Source organism: Allokutzneria multivorans (assembly GCF_039537405.1).
GTDB lineage: Bacteria > Actinomycetota > Actinomycetes > Mycobacteriales > Pseudonocardiaceae > Allokutzneria > Allokutzneria multivorans.
In genome coordinates, this window is the sequence record NZ_BAABAL010000026.1 from 47,302 (window position 1) to 63,373 (window position 16,072).

The following is a 16,072-nucleotide window of genomic DNA, read 5'->3' on the forward strand; positions in this document are numbered from 1 at the left end:
AGGTTAGGTTCACCTAAGTAGGTCTTTTCCTGACGCCTCGTCAGAATGATGTGACATACTGTCAGAACAAGCTGAGGAGGCGGCATGGCGACCACGGAAGCGACGGGCTTCGCCGAGCTGATCAAGGAAGCCACCGACGAGGCGCACCGGCGGGCCGAGCGCACCCCGGTGATCGGCGCGCTCGCGAACGGCACGCTGCCGGTCGAGGGCTACACGGCGATGGTCTCCCAGCACTACTTCTTCTACGAGGCGCTGGAGCAGGCCGCCGAGCTCATGCGGACCGACCCGGTCGCGGGTCCCTTCGTGCACGACGAGCTGACCCGGCTGCCCTCGCTGGTCAGGGACCTCACCGCGTTGATCGGCCCGGACTGGCGCGAGCGGATCACCCCCGGCGAGGCGACGCTGCGCTACTGCGAGCGCATCCACGAGGTGTGCTTCGACTGGGCGGGCGGGTTCGTCGCCCACCACTACACCCGCTACCTCGGCGATCTCTCCGGCGGGCAGATCCTGCGCACGCTGCTGGGCCGCCACCTCGGGCTGACCGAGGAGACCGGGCTGAGCTTCTACCGCTTCCCCGGCATCCCCAAGGCGCCGGTGTTCAAGGCGCACTACCGCAGGCTGCTGGACGAGGCGCCGTGGAGCGCCGAGGAGCAGCACCGCATCGCCGCCGAGTCCCGGCTGGCCTTCGAGCTGAACACCGCGATCTTCGAGGAGCTCGGCGCGCGCTTCTGCTGACCGGTAGCCTCGCCCCCGCGAGATCACCGGCGAGAGGAACGCGCTGTGCGGGGACGGCTGTGGGTGTCACTGGCGGCGTTGACGCTGCTCACCGGCTGCGGAGCGCGGTCCGAGCTCGGTGAGAGGCCGCTGGCCGTCGCCACCACCAAGCCGTGCTCGATGCTCACCGCGCAGCAGGCGGGTGAACTCGGCCTGGTGTCGGCCAGGTCGGACGCCTCCGGCTTCCCCCGCGAGGGCCGCGCCCAGTCACCGACCACCTGCTACTGGGCCGACAGCGAGGGCACCACGTTCGACCTCCAGTTGCACAAGGACGACGAGGCCGTCAAGACCGTGCTCCGGGAGGGCGACAAGGACGGCAGGGTGAGGGGCTACCCGGCAGGCGAGTTGGAGATCAACACCAAGTCCTGCCGCTACTACCTGGCGCCCGCCGACGACCACTACCTCGTCTTCCAGATCGTGGCGAACAACAAGCCCGAGGGAGCGTGCGCGCTGGGCCGCAAGGCCGCCGAGGTCGTGCTCGGCAACATCCCCGCAGGCTAGGGCGCGCGCGAGACCAGGCGGGCCTTCTCGCCCTGGACGAGCACCTCGACCACGTCGCCGTGCACCAACTGCTTGCCACGCCGCAGTTCCTCGCGACCGTTGACGGTGATCTCGCCGTCCTCGATCAGCGACCGCGCGTGCACCCCGTCCTCGGCCAGCCCTGCCAGCTTCAGGAACTGGCCGAGCCGGATGGACTCGTCGGAGATCTCCACCTCGCGGATGCTCATGCGCCCATCTAACGCCGGGGGCGCAACGACGCGCGCAGCAGGTCCCGGTTGAGCCGCCCGATCGAGGCGAGCGGGATGCCCTTGGGGCACACGGCCGTGCACTCGCCGGTGTTGGTGCAGCCGCCGAAGCCGAGGTCGTCGTGCGCCTGGACCATGTCGAGCACGCGGGAGTCGCGCTCCGGCTGGCCCTGCGGGAGCACGCCGAGGTGGGTGATCTTCGCGGCGGTGAACAGCATCGCGGAGCCGTTGGGGCAGGCCGCGACGCAGGCTCCGCAGCCGATGCACGCGGCGGACTCGAAGGCGGTGTCGGCATCCGGCTTGGGCACGGAGACGGCGTGCGCGTCCGGGGCGCTGCCGGTCGGAGCGCTGACGTAGCCGCCGGCCTCGATGATCCGGTCGAAGGCCGAGCGGTCCACCACGAGGTCCTTGACGACCGGGAAGGGCTTGGCGCGCCAGGGTTCGATGGTGATCGTGGCGCCGTCGGCGAAGTGCCGCATGTGCAGCTGGCAGGCGGTGGTGGCCCGCTCCGGCCCGTGCGCGACGCCGTTGATCATCATGCCGCACATGCCGCAGATGCCCTCGCGGCAGTCGTGGTCGAAGGCCACCGGCTCGTCCCCTGCGAGGATCAGCTCCTCGTTGAGCACGTCCAGCATCTCCAGGAACGACATGTCCTCGGAGACGTCGTCGAGCCGGTAGTCGACCAGGTGGCCGTCGTCCTGTGTGGACTGTCGCCAGATGCGCAGTGTCAGTCTCACTTGTAGCTCCGTTGGGTGGGCTCGACGTGGTCGAAGGTCAGCTGTTCGCGGTGCAGCACCGGCGGCGTCGCGTACTCCCACGCGGCCACGTAGGAGAAGTCCGCGTCATCGCGCATGGCCTCCCCGTCGGGGGTCTGGCTCTCGGCGCGGAAGTGCCCGCCGCAGGACTCGGTGCGGTGCAACGCGTCCACGCACATCAGCTCGGCCAGCTCGAAGAAGTCCGCAACGCGGCCCGCCTTCTCCAGCGACTGGTTCAGCCCCTCCCCGCTGCCTGGCACCTTGACGCGGCGCCAGAACTCCTCGCGCAGCGCGAGGATCAGCTCCAGCGCCTTGCGCAGCCCCTCCTCGGTGCGCTCCATCCCGCAGTGCTCCCACATGATGTGGCCCAGTTCGCGGTGGAAGGAGTCGACCGTGCGGTCACCGTTCACCAGCAGCAGCGCGGTGATCCGGTCCACCACCTCCGACACGGCTGCGGCGACCTCGGGGTGCGCGGCGTCGACCGTCTCGAACGGACCGTCAGCGAGGTAGTCGCCGATCGTGTTGGGCAGCACGAAGTACCCGTCGGCCAAGCCCTGCATCAGCGCGCTCGCGCCGAGCCGGTTCGCGCCGTGGTCGGAGAAGTTCGCCTCGCCGATCACGAACAGCCCGGGGATGGTGCTGCGCAGGTCGTAGTCCACCCACAGCCCGCCCATCGTGTAGTGCACGGCGGGGTAGATCCGCATCGGCACCTCGTACGGGTCCTCACCGGTGATGCGTTGGTACATCTCGAAGAGGTTGCCGTACTTGGCTTCCACGGCCGCGCGCCCGAGTCGCCTGATCGCGTCGGCGAAGTCCAGGTACACGCCGAGCCCGCCAGGCCCGACGCCGCGCCCCTCGTCGCACACGTGCTTCGCGGCGCGGGAGGCGATGTCGCGCGGGACCAGGTTGCCGAAGCTCGGGTAGATCCTTTCGAGGTAGTAGTCCCGCTCGGCCTCAGGAATGTCGTTGGCGGCGCGAGCATCCCCGCTGACCGTGGGCACCCACACGCGGCCGTCGTTGCGCAGCGACTCACTCATCAGGGTCAGCTTCGACTGGTGCTCACCGCTGACCGGGATGCACGTCGGGTGGATCTGCGTGTAGCACGGGTTCGCCATCAGCGCCCCGCGCCGGTGCGCCCGCCAGATCGCGGTTGTGTTGCAGCCCTTGGCATTCGTCGACAGGTAGAAGGCATTGCCGTAGCCGCCCGTCGCGAGCACGACGGCGTCGGCGAAGTGCGTGGAGACCTCACCGGTGACCATGTCCCGTACGACAACTCCGCGCGCTCGGCCGTCGACGACGATCAGGTCCAGCATCTCCGTGCGCGGGTGCATCTCCACCCGCCCAGCGGCGATCTGGCGCGCCAACGCCTGGTAAGCGCCGAGCAGCAGCTGCTGGCCGGTTTGTCCGCGCGCGTAGAACGTCCGCGAGACTTGGGCTCCGCCGAAGGATCGCGTGTCGAGCAGGCCGCCGTACTCGCGAGCGAACGGAACGCCCTGCGCGACGCACTGGTCGATGATCTCCACGCTGATCTGCGCGAGTCTGTACACATTGGACTCGCGAGCGCGGAAGTCACCGCCCTTCACCGTGTCGTAGAACAACCGGTAGACGCTGTCGCCGTCGTTGCGGTAGTTCTTCGCCGCGTTGATGCCGCCCTGCGCGGCGATGCTGTGCGCGCGGCGCGGGCTGTCCTGGTAGCAGAAGGACTTCACGTTGTAGCCCAGCTCGCCGAGCGTCGCGGCGGCCGATCCCCCGGCGAGCCCGGTGCCGACGACGATCACCGTCAGCTTGCGCTTGTTGGCGGGGTTGACCAGCTTCGCACCGAATCTCCTTCTGTCCCAACGCGTTTCGATCGGTCCATCGGGAGCCTTCTCGTCGCGGATCGGCGATCCCTCGGTGTAGAAGTGCATTTACCTCACCAGCCCAAAGAGAACGGCGAACGGAACCGACAGGTACCCGACGCAGATCACCACGGCGAAGCCGAGCGCGGCGGTCTGCACGACGCGCGCGCTGGTCACACCGAGCGTTTGCAAAGCGCTCCAGATGCCGTGCCGGATGTGCAGCCCCAGAGCCAGAACCGCGACCGTGTAGGCCAGCGTCACATACCAGAGCTGGAAATCAGCCGTGACGTTGCGGTAGATCTCGCCGTGCACACCGTGCGGGTTGAGCACGCCGGCCGTCAGGTCCAGCAGGTGGTAGACCACGAACAGCACGATGATCACGCCACCCCAGCGCATGGTCCGCGCGGCGTAGCTGCCCTGTACCGGCCTGCGGGAGCGGTAGTGCTCCGGGCGGGCGGCGCGAGCACGACGGGCGAGCTGGACGGCGGCGGTCATGTGCAGCACGATCATCACGACCAGGCCGATGCGCAGCACCCACAGCACGCCTTCGTTGCCCAGCAAGGCGGAGCCGATGGCGCGCAGCCAGCGACCGTAGCCGTCGATCGACTCGGGGCCGAGGAAGACCTTGAGGTTGCCGATCATGTGGGCGACGACGAAACCCAGCAGTGCCACGCCGGAGACGGCCATCACGGCCTTCTTGCCGACCGTTGATCGCCACAGGGCTGCGACACCTCGGGATGCGGTGCCTCGGGATGCGGTGGTGGTGGTTCGGGACACGCCCCGACGCTAGGAGCGCCCCGTTCGATAAGTCCAATACATCGTCAGACTCATCTCGATAGCCCTAAACTATCGTCATGACGTTGCAGCAGCTCAGGTACTTCCTCGCGGTGGCCAGGACCCGGCACTTCACCAGGGCCGCCGAGGAGGCCGGTGTGGCGCAACCCTCACTCAGCAAGCAGGTCCGCGCCCTGGAGGAGGAGCTCGGCGCGGAGCTGTTCACCCGGCTGCGCGGCAACATCGCGCTCACGGCGGCGGGTGAGGCGCTGCTGCCGATCGCCGAGCGCATCCTGTCCGATGTGGACACCGCGAGCCTCGAAGTCGGCGAGCTGGCCGGGCTGCGGCGCGGGCGGGTGCGGGTCGGCGCGCCGCCGAGCCTGTGCGCGAGCATCTTCGCCGACGTGCTGCGCCGCTTCCACGACAGCTACCCCGGCATCCGGCTGATCGTCGAGGAGGGCGGCTCGCAGGACCTCGTCGGCGCGCTGAACCGGGGCGAGCTGGACCTGGCGCTGGTGATCGCCGCCGAGCCCCGCGCGCCCGGTCCGCTCGCCACCACGCCGATCCTGCGCGAGGACCTCGTGGTGGCCTCCCCCGCATCCGCGCCCCCGCCGACCCGCCGCCGCCACCTGCGCCTGGCCGAGCTGCGCGAGCGCCCGCTGGTGATGTTCCGCCAGGGCTACGACCTGCGCCAGGTCACCCTGGAGGCGTGCCACCGCGAGGGTTTCGAGCCGGTGTTCGCGGTGGAGGGCGGTGAGATGGACGCCGTGCTGCGCTTCGTCGAGGCCGGTCTCGGCCTGGCGATCGTGCCGAGCATGGTGCTCGCCGCCCGCCCCTTGCTGCGCGGAACCCCTTTGGCGCCACCGGGAATGAGCCGCACCATCGCGCTGGCCCAGCGCGCCGACACCGCCCCGACCAACGCGGGCCGGGCGTTCCGCGCGACGCTGCTGGACCACTTCACCGCCACCGCGGGCACCCTCCCGCCCGGCGTCCACCCCCTGCTCGGCTAGCGACTAGAGCTTGTCCCGTAAGTGGTTGCGCCGTGCATCCCGGTCACGGTGCCAGCGGGGGTTGGGGCGTCTTCAAGACCACCAAACCCCGCTGCTGATCATCGTTAACCGCCGCAAACCCAGCGGCCTTGCGGGGGCTTGCTGTCGCTACAGGACAGGGACTAGTACACCGTGCGCATCGCCCGCCTCACCTCGGCGAGCGTGGAGTCCGCGATCTCGTTGGCGCGCGCGTTGCCCACGCGCAGCACCTGTCGGAGATAGCGGCGATCCCTTGCCAGCTCGGTACGTCGGGCTCTGATCGGCGCGAGGAACTCGTTCACCGCCGACGTGACGGTCCGCTTCAACGCCGCCGCCCCGCCGGAGCCGATCTCCTCGGCAACCTCGTGCGGATCGCGGTCCTGGCACAGCGAAGCCAGGAGCACGAGGCTGGAGACCTCGGGGCGACGCTGCGGCTCGTAGGTGATGTGCCGCTCGACATCGGTCTTCGCACCCTTGATCAGCCGCGCGGTCTCGTCAGCGGTGGCGGACAGGGAGATCGCGTTGCCCCGGCTCTTGCTCATCTTCGTGCCGTCTGTGCCCAGCAGCAGCGGCGCGGCCGACAGCATCGGCGCGGGCTCGGGGAAGACCTTGCCGTAGCGGTCGTTGAAGCGCCTGGCGATGGTCCGCGTCAGTTCCAGGTGCGGCAGCTGGTCCTGGCCCACGGGCACGAGATTGGCCTTGCAGAACAGGATGTCCGCCGCCTGGTGCGCGGGGTAGGTGAACATCAGCCCGCTCACGGCGGCCTGCCGCGAGTGCGCGATCTCGTCCTTGACCGTGGGGTTGCGGCTCAGCTCGGCGGTCGAGACGAGGCTCAGGAACGGCAGCAGCAACTGGTTGAGCGCGGGCACGGCGCTGTGCGCGAACACGGTGCCGCGCCCGGGGTCGAAGCCGGCCGCGAGGTAGTCCAGCACCAGGTCCTCGACGTGCTCGGGCAGCCGCTCGGCGAGGTCCCGATCGGTCAGCACCTGGTAGTCGGCGATGATCAGCATCACCTCGACCCCGAGGCGTTGCAGCCGGATGCGGTTGTGCAGCGTGCCGAAGTAGTGCCCGAGGTGCAGCCGCCCGGTCGGCCGGTCCCCGGTGAGCACGCGGAAGCTCGACGGCGTCTCGACGACGGACTGTTCCAGCAGTGCGCTGGTCATGGTGTTCTCCTGTCGGTGGTGGGGCCGCGAGATGACGGCCGCACCCCTGCCAGGGAACGAAAAAGGGCCGCTCATCCGAACGGCCCGTGTCGTGCGCGAAAGGGGTGCCGCTCCTAAGTGGAGCGCCACCAGCCGAGACACGCGCTGCGAAGCATGCTCGGAGGGTACACCGGGAAAACCCGTTGCGGTCCAGGGCGCGCCCCGGTGATGATGGCCGCACACACCGAGCGAGAAGGAGACAGTCATGAACATCAAGCACCTTCTGTCGCTCGTTCTGCTGCCCTCGGCGGCCTCCTCGACCTGACCACTGCGCCAGCTCGCGGAAGCCGCCCACCGGAATCCCGGTCAGGGCGGTTTTTCTTTGTGCCAAGCCCCCGTAGCCCAACGGCAGAGGCACCGCGTTCAGGACGCGGCCAGTCCAGGTTCGAATCCCGGCGGGGGCACGGCGGAGGGCCCGAGGCGGTGTCGCCTCGGGCCCTCCCACCCCAGCTCGGCTCAGCGCCGCGAGCGCCGCAGGTTGTCCAGGGCCAGCGCGCCCGGCCCGAACACCGCGATCAGCAGGAACACCCAGCTGTAGATCGCGGCCAGCTCACCCATGTTCGACAGCGGGTGCAGGCCCATCGGCTGGTGCACGACGAAGTAGGCGTAGGCCATCACCCCGGAGCAGAGCACCGCCGCGTACCTGGTGAACAGCCCGATCAGGATCAGCGCGCCGCCGACCATCTCGATCACCCCGGCGTAGTAGCCCGGCCACACGCCGAACGGCGTCGCGCCGCCGGCTCCGTCGACGCCGCCGAACCACCCGAAGGTGCCCTGGCCGCCGTGGCTGATGAACAGGAAGGACACCACGAGCCGCACGCCCGCCAGCACCCCCGCTTCCAGCTTCGCCTTGCTGATCAGTGGGGCGTTGACCTGGGTGGTGGTGTTCGCAGCCATGACGTGTCCTCCTGGTTCGTGTCCTCGCTTCTACTAGTGCGTCGAACGGGCCGGGCGCGGATCGACACCGCCCCGGACTTTCTTGGTGGACTTTGTCCGGCCGAGCGCGAACACGCCCAATGCCAAGATCATCATCGCCGCGCTGACCCACACCGGGGCCCGGAAGCCGAGGCCGGCGTCGATGGCCAACCCGCCGAACCACGGCCCCACGGTGTTGCCGACGTTGAAAGCGGCCGTGCTGAACCCGCCCGCCAGGGTCGGCGCGAACCCGGCCAGGTAGAAGACCCGCGAGGTCAGCACGGGTGCGATGCCGAAGGCGAGCAGTCCCTGGAGGAACACCAGCCCCACCGCCACCACGGGGTTGCCCGCGGTCAGCGCCAGCACGGCCCACCCGAGCGCGAGCGCGACCATCCCGGCTCCGAGCACGGTCATCGGCCTCGCGTCGGCGATGCGCCCGCCCACCGTGATGCCGATGAACGCCCCGAGGCCGAAGAGCACCAACGTGCCCGGAACCCATCCTTCTCCGAGCCCCGCGACCTCTGTGACCAGCGGCGCCAGGTACGTGAAGGTGCAGAACGTCGCGCCCTGGACCAACGCGTTGAGCGCGTACGCGACGAGCAGCGGCTTGCTGAACAACGGCCTCAGTTCGATGCGCCCGACGGGCTCCGGCGCGCTCTTCGGCAGCGTGGCCAGCACAGCGATCACCGACAGCGCCGACAGGACCGCGACCGCCCAGAAGGCTGCGCGCCAGCCGAGGTGCTGCCCGAGGAAGGCTCCTCCGGGCACGCCCGCGACGCACGCGAGCGTGGTTCCGCCGACCACGACCGACATCGCGCGGGCTTTGGCGTTCTCCCCGGCCATGCTGATCGCGGCGACGGCCGCAACCGCCCAGAACCCGGCGCACGCGAGCGCTCCGAGCACGCGGGTCACCATCAGCACCGCGTAGTCGGAGGACAGCGCCCCGACCACGTGCACGACGGCGAAGACGACGAGGAACGCGCCGAGCGCGCGGCGGCGCTCCCAGCGCATCGTCAGCACGGCCAGCGGCGGACCGCCGACGACCATGCCGATGGCGAACGCCGAGGTCAGCATCCCCGCGTCCGGGATGGAGACCACGAGGTCCGTTGCGATGGCGGGCACGAGGCCCGACAGCATGAATTCGGACGTGCTGATGGCGAAGACCGCCACCCCCAGCACGTAGACGGCGAAGGGCATGACGAAGCGACTCCCTGCTTTTGCGGATTCAAACCCGGAAAAGGACCGCGGGAGCACAGACAGAAAAGGAAAGGAGGTCGACCGCGGTCCACGACGCGGCGATCCGGTGGGTGTCAGAAAGCAGCCACCGGACTACCGGTGGCTAGGCTCTGGAGGCCTCGGGGCTCGACACGAGGAAAACGCTAGCAGACCGTGTCGAGTCCTTAAGCTGAGCGCATGACCCGAGTTCTGATCACCGGCGCCAGCGGACTCCTCGGCACGGCAGTGCGGCAGCGGCTCGAAGGCACCGGACACACCGTGATCCCGTGCCACCACAACAAGAACTCCGGCGGCGAGCGCCTGGACATCACCAGCGCCGAGTCCGTCGCCGAGGTCTTCGCCCGCACGGAGCCCGAGGTCGTCGTGCACTGCGCCGCCATCCCCGACGTCGCCCAGTGCGAGAAGGACCCCGACCTGGCACGGCTGGTCAACGTCGACGGCACCGAGCTGGTCGCCACTCAGGCAACGCGCATCGGCGCTCGCCTCCTCCACGTGTCAACCGACTGGGTCTTCGCGGGCGACGGCGACGGCGGCTACCGCGAAACCGATTCCCCCACCCCCGCTCAGGAGTACGGCCGCTCCAAACTCGCCGCCGAGCAGGCCGCAGGTTCAGCGCTCATCGTCCGAGTCCCCCTCCTCTACGGCCTCGGCTCCCAGCCGCGCCCCACCTGGCCCGCCCAGGTCCTGACCAAGCTCGCGCGCGGCGAGGAGGTCCGCACCGACGACGAGGAGATCCGCCAACCCGCGTTCGTCGACGACGTCGCCCGCTGCTTCGCCGACCTGATCACGTTGGGCGCCAAGGGAATCGTCCACATCGCCCCGCAGGAGCAGCACACCAAGCTAGCCTGGTCCCGCCTGCTGGCCGAGGCCGTCGGCGCCCCCACCGAGCTGATCCGCCCCACCCCACGCCCCCACTGGCCGACCCGCCCGCTGCGCGCCACCCTCCGCACCGACCGCCTCGCCGAGCTGGGCGTGACCCCGCCGCGCGGCGCCGCCGAGGTCGCCGACACCCACCGAGCGAGCCTTGCCGACCTGCTGACCACCTAGCCCGCGAGCCGGATGTTCCTGCGTGGCTCCCGTGCCGGGTCGATCCAGGCGGGCGGCAGGAACACCGGCAACCCCGCGTCGAAGACGATCTCCCACTCTTGCTGGTGGATGACGTGGTGGTGATGTGAGCACAGCAGGACCATGTTGCCCAGGCTCGTCTCGCCCCCATTGATCCAATGCACGACATGATGGGCTTCCGTCCATGCCGGAGGCCGGTCGCAGCCCGGGAAGGCACACCCCTTGTCCCGCACCGCCAGTGCCTTCCGGAGCGCTTTCGGCGCGGCGCGTTTCTCCCGCCCGTAGTCCAAGGGCACCCCGTTGCCGTCGAGGACGATGGGGATGGCGGTGGCGTCGCAGGCAATCTTGCGCACCAACTGCGCCGACAGCGGCCCGCTCCACGATGTCCACCCGACCGAGAGCCCAGCGAGGAGGGCTTCGTAGGAGATCGTGATGATCACCTGCGGTCGCTCCCCGCCCTGCATCGGCAACCCCTGAGAAGCCATCGCCACCCGCACCAACTCGACCAGGGCATCGGCGTTGCGCTGCTCCGGTGTCCGATCATCATCCTTGCGAGGTTTGGCCAGGGACTGCATCGCGGTCATGAACGCCTCACCCGCCTCGGGGTCCAGCACGCCCCGGATGACCGTGTTCCCGTTGGCGTCCTGATGCGCCTTCAAGCCCCGTTTGGTGATGCTGTCCTGCTCCTCTGTGAAGACACCGTCGGGATCCAGCAACGCCCGCACATACTTCCCGGCCTTCTCCAACTCCTTGTGGTTCAACGTGCGGGCATGCTTGGCCAACTCCCGCTCAGCGTCCTCACGGTGTTCAGCGGGCAAGGCACGGAGGGTGTCAGAGATGACGAACACATGCTCCGCCTGGATGTCGCCGTCCCGCAACGCCCTCGCCGTCTCAGGCAGCGACGGCAGTTCTTTCACCAACCGCGCCCGCCGCCGGGCCTCATACGGCGACAACACCAGAGTGTCCCGTAACAACACCGCCAAGCTCCGGCACCCGTGCACCACATGCAGACTCCGGGTCTCGGCTTCGGCCGCCAGGTCGGCCATGACCGCGACCACCATCCGCTGCACCGTCTCCAGTTCCTGCAACGTCGGCAGGATCTCTTCCTCCGGCAGCTGATACGGCTGCAACCCTGTGAGATGATCTATAAAATCAGTGATCTCCATATGTTCCCCTCCTCCTTCAATAGTAGAAAGAGGAGACGGAAATGGCGAAGTACCAGCGGGTGATTCCCCTGTCTGCCAACGGTTCCAACCCGTAATACCACCAGCACAAAACCGAGCACATTCGAGCACTGTCCACAGTGGACTAACTCTCAGCGACACCCAGCCCAGGCGCCCCAAACAAAACGCGACACGCGGCTGGAACCGTCGGCTTTACCTGGGGTGCGCGTGCCATACGCTCGCGCGAGGGCCGGGTGCTTCATCCCGTGCCCCTGTAAGGCCCAGGGGCACGCGCAAGGGCCCCCAGGTCAAGCCGACCCCCGCAGGCACCGGCGCGCCCCACACACCCAACCGCACCCCCAGCTGATACCGGCGCGACCAGGAACCCCAACCCCAAAGCCCGACCACACCACCGCGTAAACTCCCGTCCGGGCCGTGACTGGCGCTGAAGGTGGGTCACCACCGGGGAGCGGCCCGACCGGCCACACCGGTCCCAGCCGCGCGCCTGGGTGAGCAGACCACGACCACGCCACCCCAGGGAGCCCCCGTGACCAGTCGTTCCATGCCCGGCACCGATCTCGCCGCGACGATCGTGAAGGCCACCGCCGAGCGCGCAGCCGAGTTCGAACGGCTCACCGGTACCAAGCCGTGCCTGGCGACGGTGATCGTCGGTGACGACCCGGCGTCGGTGACCTACGTGAAGATGAAGCGCAACCGCTGCGCGAAGGCGGGGATCACCTCGCGCCACGTGCCGTTGCCGGAGGAGACCACGACGGAGCAGCTCGTCGCGGCGGTGCGGGAGCTCTCCGAGGACCCGTCGGTGCACGGGATCCTGTTGCAGCACCCCGTTCCGGCGCACATCGACGAGCGGGCGGCGTTCGAGGCGATCGCGCCGGGCAAGGACGTGGACGGCGTGACGATGCACTCGTTCGCGGCGATGTCCTTCGGTGAGCCGGGGTTCGCCTCGTGCACGCCGGGCGGGATCATGCGGTTGCTGGAGGACTACGGCGTCGAGCCGAGCGGCAAGCACGCGGTGGTGATCGGCCGCAGCCCGATCCTGGGCAAGCCGGCCGCGATGTTGTTGCTGGCCAAGGACGCCACGGTCACGGTGTGCCATTCGCGCACGCGGGACCTGCCGTCGATCGTGCGCACGGCGGACATCGTGGTGGCGGCGGTCGGCAAGCCGGAGTTCGTCAAGGGCGACTGGATCAAGCCGGGCGCGGTGGTGATCGACGCGGGCTACAACGAGGGCAACGTGGGTGACGTGGCTTACGCCGAGGCGCTGCCGCACGCGTCGCTGATCACTCCGGTGCCGGGCGGGGTCGGTCCGACCACGATCGCGCTGCTGCTGGAGCAGACGGTCACCGCCGCCTTCGCCGCGTCGTAGTCTTCGGGGCATGGACGACGAGCCCGAGATCACGTTGGGGGACCCCGCCGAGCTGCTGGCGGGGTACCTCGACTTCTACCGCTCCGAGGTGCTGCGCAAGATCGACGGGCTGGGCGAGGCCGAGCTGCGGTCCTCGCGCGTGCCGTCGGGCTGGACGCCGATCGGCCTGGTCAACCACCTCGCGCACATGGAGCGGCGGTGGCTGCGCTGGGGTTTCCGCGCCGAGCAGGTGGACAGCCCGTGGGGTGACAGCGGGAACTGGACGCCGGAGCGGCCGACCGCCGAGGTGCTGGCGTTCTTCCACGAGCAGTGCGCGCACTCCCGGGAGATCGCCGCGAGCGCGGAGCTGACCGAGGTGGCGCGGGCGGGCGGCCGGTTCTCCGAGGACGACCGCCCCACCCTGGGCTGGATCTTGTTCCACGTGCTCCAGGAGTACGCGCGGCACGCCGGGCACCTCGACATCTCCCGCGAGCTCACCGACGGCTCAACAGGTTGAGCAACGGAGCCAGCCAGTAGGCGATCGTCAGCATGAAGACTTCCTGGAGCAGCAGAACCAGGACGACGGGGACGCTCAGCGCGACAACCGCCAGTAACGCGTACGCGGCCGCTCGGCCCTCTCTCGACATGCGCTGAGCGTCGGACACACCCCGGACGCACGACATCCGTGGAACTACCTACCGCTGCGCCAGTTCCACCAGGAAGTCGCGCTGCGCGCCGGGCCGCAGGGTCGCGGCGATGATGACGGCGACGGCGGAGCACCACGCCAGCAGCCGCTCACCGTCCACATAGGACAGTCCTGCGGTGATCCTGGTGATGCGCCGCTCCAACTCCTCCCGCGTGGCGACACCGGGGGCCAGCGCCCAGTCGACGAGGTCGAAGGTGAGGTCGCCGATGGTCGGGCGCGGGTCGATGGCGACGAGCCCGTGCGGTCCGCGCAGCACGTTGCGCCCGTGCAGGTCGCCGTGCACGAGCCCCTGAACGCCGCCTTCGGTCAGCTCGATCCCCTTGCCGGTCAAGGACTCCAGCTCGGGAGCGCGACGCACGGTCAGCTCCGCCATGAACCGCACGCGGTCCGAGAGGTGCGGTAGCCCGGCGGGCAGGTCGACGTCCTCGCGCAACGAGCGCAGCACCTCGAACGGGATCAGCTCGGGCTCGTCCTCGATCATGGTCCCCGGCGCGATGGCGGGCAGCAGCAGCGCGCCCGCGTCGACGTCGGCAACGAGAACGTCCACCATGTGCGGTGATCGCCGCCAAGCACGCAGAGCGGTCAGCTCGGTCGTGGCGACCTCGCGGTCGGGGGTGAGCTTCAGGAACGCGCGCGAGCCGTCCTCGCGGCGGCACCGGAACACGCGCGACGTGCCACCCACCGCGATGGCGTGCTCAACGGTGAGGTTCCACCGCGCGCACAGCGATTCGACGAGCGCGGGCAGCGCGTCGAGCCACTCCCCCACGGCTGGTCCGAACCGGACCGTGAACTTGCGCCGAATCGAGTCATCCACCGTCACGCGTCGATAGTCACATCACTGGTCGGAACGGAGCAACACAATAGGACCCGATCGGGCGCGGGCCTGAGCACCGGCTCGGCGAGGTACGCGGTCGAACCCCCGCTCAGCCGCTGTACGCACGTGTCACACGCGCCCGCGCGGCAGCTGGACGGCACGGCGACCCCGGCCTGCTCAGCGAGTTCCAGCAAGGTGCCGCACTCCGCTTTCCATTGCGCCTCGACCCCGCTCCCGGCGAACAGCACGCGGAACGGCCCGGGCGAGGGCGGCGGCGTCCGTTCACCCGAGGACGCCAGCGGCGAGACGAACACCTCCTGGCGCACGCGCGAGTCCGGAACACCTGACGCCACAAGGGCTTCACGCATCGCGCGCATGAACTCGACCGGTCCGCACAGGTACACCGAACTCGACGGATCAGCCGCAGCCGCAACGGTTTCCGCGTCCAAACGGTTCGGGCTCCGGAACAACCGGGCAGCGGGAAGCAGCGACCGAGCCTCGGCCCACAACGCCGGGGACTCCTCGCGCGCCGCGTGCAGCAACGTCACCGGCCGATCCCCCGCCGCGCGGAGCATCGGCAGCATCTGCGTGATCCCGATCCCCGCGCTCACCAACAACAACGGCGAAGGGTCGGAGTCCAGGACCACGTGCCCGAACGGCCCGGTGATCACCAGCTCCTCAACGGCGGACTGCAACAGCGTGGACATCACCCCGTCGCGCTTCACGCTGATCCGGAGCTGATCACCGTCGACGGCGGAGATCGTGTAAGCCCTCCACCGTCCACTGTGGTGGATGCGAATGTGCTGCCCGGCAAGCGGTTCCGGCCGAAGGGCGGCGAGCGGATCGGTCAGCCACAAGCTCGTCACCGACGGGCTCTCCACCACTCGCCGCGCCACGCGAGCCGGCCGAGGCCACTGCGCGGTGGGCGGCGCGTTGTACGGCTCGGTGCCCGCGCGAGCGGCTTCAGGGGCAGGTCCGAGATCGACGACCGAGTCACCCGGCGCAACACGTCCGCCGACGACGACGCGCGCGTAGACGCCGCAGTAGATGTGCCCAAAGTCCCGCGCCAGCAAGGCGGGAACGTTGGTGATCTCCTCGCCCGTGGTGGGGTGGACAGACGTGGTCGAGCAGCGGTCGATCGGCCGCAGCACCTCCAGCTCGGCCTCCCCGATCCGGATGCGCCTGCCGACGAGGCCGAACTCCGCCCACGGCTCCAGGTCGGACAGGTAGAAGTTGGCGCGGAAGGACAGCGGGTCGATGCCGTGCCCCAACGCCGCGATCGTCGCGGTGTTGATCAACGAAACCGAGGCGTCGGAGTAGTCCCAGTACCCGTTACCCGCGCGCACCAGGCGCGGCGTCGTGCCGGGAAACCACTCCGCCAGTTCAAGGGAGGCGCGCGCGAGGTCGTCCAACGGGAAGGCCACCGGCGTGCCACCGGGGCGGCTCATCGAGAGCGCCGTGCCGTCGAAGTCCACGCCGAACAGCGGGAGCCCCCGATACGGCCCGGTGCGCACGAACGCGTGGCACGAGGTCCACGCTCCGCCGTCGGCCACGTCCTGGCCGCCGTGCGCCACGGCGAGCTGCCGATCGAAGGGCACTCCGCGCCCAGGCAGCAGCGCCGCCTCAGGCACCTCCTGCCCGGCGAAACCCTTCACCGGATACCGATACACCCCGTCGAGCCGCATGACTG

Annotated in this window: 17 protein-coding genes, 1 tRNA gene and 1 riboswitch; of the genes, 7 read left to right on the forward strand and 11 right to left on the reverse strand. The window is 69.4% G+C overall.

All coding sequences use genetic code 11. The features are described 5' to 3' along the window. Positions 1-84: 84 nt before the first annotated feature. Entirely contained in the window at positions 85-735 is a 651-nt protein-coding gene (locus tag ABD798_RS34450; protein WP_344884819.1) for a biliverdin-producing heme oxygenase, read from the forward strand. 45 nt (positions 736-780) lie between these two features. Next, entirely contained in the window at positions 781-1,275 is a 495-nt protein-coding gene (locus tag ABD798_RS34455) for a DUF3558 family protein (RefSeq protein ID WP_344884822.1), read from the forward strand. Here the strand turns inward: ABD798_RS34455 and ABD798_RS34460 are convergent. The 4 genes from ABD798_RS34460 to ABD798_RS34475 are packed head-to-tail and all read right to left on the reverse strand — an operon-like array spanning position 1,272 to position 4,890. Further along, positions 1,272-1,502, reverse strand: a complete 231-nt coding sequence (locus ABD798_RS34460) for an RNA-binding S4 domain-containing protein (RefSeq protein WP_344884825.1) — start codon at positions 1,500-1,502, stop codon at positions 1,272-1,274. The genes ABD798_RS34455 and ABD798_RS34460 overlap by 4 nt on opposite strands. A gap of 8 nt (positions 1,503-1,510) precedes the next feature. Further along, positions 1,511-2,257: a succinate dehydrogenase/fumarate reductase iron-sulfur subunit gene (locus ABD798_RS34465; RefSeq protein WP_344884828.1), complete on the reverse strand. Its 747-nt coding sequence runs from the start codon at positions 2,255-2,257 to the stop codon at positions 1,511-1,513. Beyond that, positions 2,254-4,182, reverse strand: coding sequence for a fumarate reductase/succinate dehydrogenase flavoprotein subunit (locus tag ABD798_RS34470; protein WP_344884831.1), 1,929 nt, complete (start codon positions 4,180-4,182; stop codon positions 2,254-2,256). The genes ABD798_RS34465 and ABD798_RS34470 overlap by 4 nt, the downstream gene beginning before the upstream one ends. After that, on the reverse strand, positions 4,183-4,890 hold the full coding sequence (locus ABD798_RS34475; protein WP_344884834.1) for a succinate dehydrogenase cytochrome b subunit: 708 nt from the start codon (positions 4,888-4,890) through the stop codon (positions 4,183-4,185). A 77-nt stretch (positions 4,891-4,967) separates the two neighbouring features. Here ABD798_RS34475 and ABD798_RS34480 point away from each other — a divergent pair, with 77 nt between their 5' ends. Next, positions 4,968-5,897 (forward strand): LysR family transcriptional regulator, encoded by a 930-nt coding sequence (locus tag ABD798_RS34480; RefSeq protein WP_344884836.1) that lies wholly within the window; start codon positions 4,968-4,970, stop codon positions 5,895-5,897. A gap of 161 nt (positions 5,898-6,058) precedes the next feature. On the opposite strand, the gene trpS is transcribed toward ABD798_RS34480, so the two are convergent. Beyond that, the gene (trpS, locus tag ABD798_RS34485; RefSeq protein WP_344884839.1) at positions 6,059-7,078 is read right to left on the reverse strand and encodes a tryptophan--tRNA ligase; all 1,020 of its coding nucleotides are present in this window, start codon (positions 7,076-7,078) and stop codon (positions 6,059-6,061) included. Positions 7,079-7,448: 370 nt separating this feature from the next. Between trpS and ABD798_RS34490 the strand changes: the two genes are divergently transcribed. Then, positions 7,449-7,521: transfer RNA gene (locus tag ABD798_RS34490), tRNA-Leu, on the forward strand. A gap of 52 nt (positions 7,522-7,573) precedes the next feature. On the opposite strand, the gene ABD798_RS34495 is transcribed toward ABD798_RS34490, so the two are convergent. After that, positions 7,574-8,014, reverse strand: a complete 441-nt coding sequence (locus ABD798_RS34495; RefSeq protein WP_344884842.1) for a DoxX family protein — start codon at positions 8,012-8,014, stop codon at positions 7,574-7,576. Between the two features lie 33 nt (positions 8,015-8,047). Beyond that, the gene (locus ABD798_RS34500; protein WP_344884845.1) at positions 8,048-9,229 is read right to left on the reverse strand and encodes a Cmx/CmrA family chloramphenicol efflux MFS transporter; all 1,182 of its coding nucleotides are present in this window, start codon (positions 9,227-9,229) and stop codon (positions 8,048-8,050) included. Between the two features lie 216 nt (positions 9,230-9,445). On the opposite strand from ABD798_RS34500, the gene ABD798_RS34505 reads away from it, so the two are divergent. Further along, a complete protein-coding gene (locus ABD798_RS34505; RefSeq protein WP_344884848.1) occupies positions 9,446-10,315 on the forward strand; it encodes an SDR family oxidoreductase in 870 nt (289 codons plus the stop codon). Here ABD798_RS34505 and ABD798_RS34510 read toward each other — a convergent pair. Then, positions 10,312-11,499 carry an HNH endonuclease signature motif containing protein gene (locus ABD798_RS34510; protein WP_344884851.1) on the reverse strand — a complete coding sequence of 396 codons (1,188 nt, stop codon included), beginning with the start codon at positions 11,497-11,499 and terminating at the stop codon, positions 10,312-10,314. The genes ABD798_RS34505 and ABD798_RS34510 overlap by 4 nt on opposite strands. Positions 11,500-11,921: 422 nt before the next feature. Next, a riboswitch (ZMP/ZTP riboswitch) is annotated at positions 11,922-12,014 on the forward strand. 29 nt (positions 12,015-12,043) lie between these two features. On the opposite strand from ABD798_RS34510, the gene ABD798_RS34515 reads away from it, so the two are divergent. Next, positions 12,044-12,883 carry a bifunctional 5,10-methylenetetrahydrofolate dehydrogenase/5,10-methenyltetrahydrofolate cyclohydrolase gene (locus ABD798_RS34515; RefSeq protein WP_344884854.1) on the forward strand — a complete coding sequence of 280 codons (840 nt, stop codon included), beginning with the start codon at positions 12,044-12,046 and terminating at the stop codon, positions 12,881-12,883. Between the two features lie 10 nt (positions 12,884-12,893). Then, positions 12,894-13,379 carry a DinB family protein gene (locus ABD798_RS34520; protein WP_344884857.1) on the forward strand — a complete coding sequence of 162 codons (486 nt, stop codon included), beginning with the start codon at positions 12,894-12,896 and terminating at the stop codon, positions 13,377-13,379. Here the strand turns inward: ABD798_RS34520 and ABD798_RS34525 are convergent. From ABD798_RS34525 to ABD798_RS34535, 3 genes are read right to left on the reverse strand one after another with little or no spacing between them, the layout of a single operon-like run. After that, on the reverse strand, positions 13,357-13,509 hold the full coding sequence (locus ABD798_RS34525) for a hypothetical protein (protein WP_344884860.1): 153 nt from the start codon (positions 13,507-13,509) through the stop codon (positions 13,357-13,359). The two genes, ABD798_RS34520 and ABD798_RS34525, sit on opposite strands and share 23 nt — an antisense overlap. Before the next feature lie 48 nt (positions 13,510-13,557). Beyond that, complete coding sequence (locus ABD798_RS34530) at positions 13,558-14,388, reverse strand: aminoglycoside phosphotransferase family protein (RefSeq protein WP_344884863.1); 831 nt, start codon at positions 14,386-14,388, stop codon at positions 13,558-13,560. Next, positions 14,385-16,067 carry an MOSC domain-containing protein gene (locus ABD798_RS34535; protein ID WP_344884866.1) on the reverse strand — a complete coding sequence of 561 codons (1,683 nt, stop codon included), beginning with the start codon at positions 16,065-16,067 and terminating at the stop codon, positions 14,385-14,387. Before ABD798_RS34535 ends, ABD798_RS34530 begins: the two co-directional genes overlap by 4 nt. Positions 16,068-16,072 lie beyond the last annotated feature (5 nt).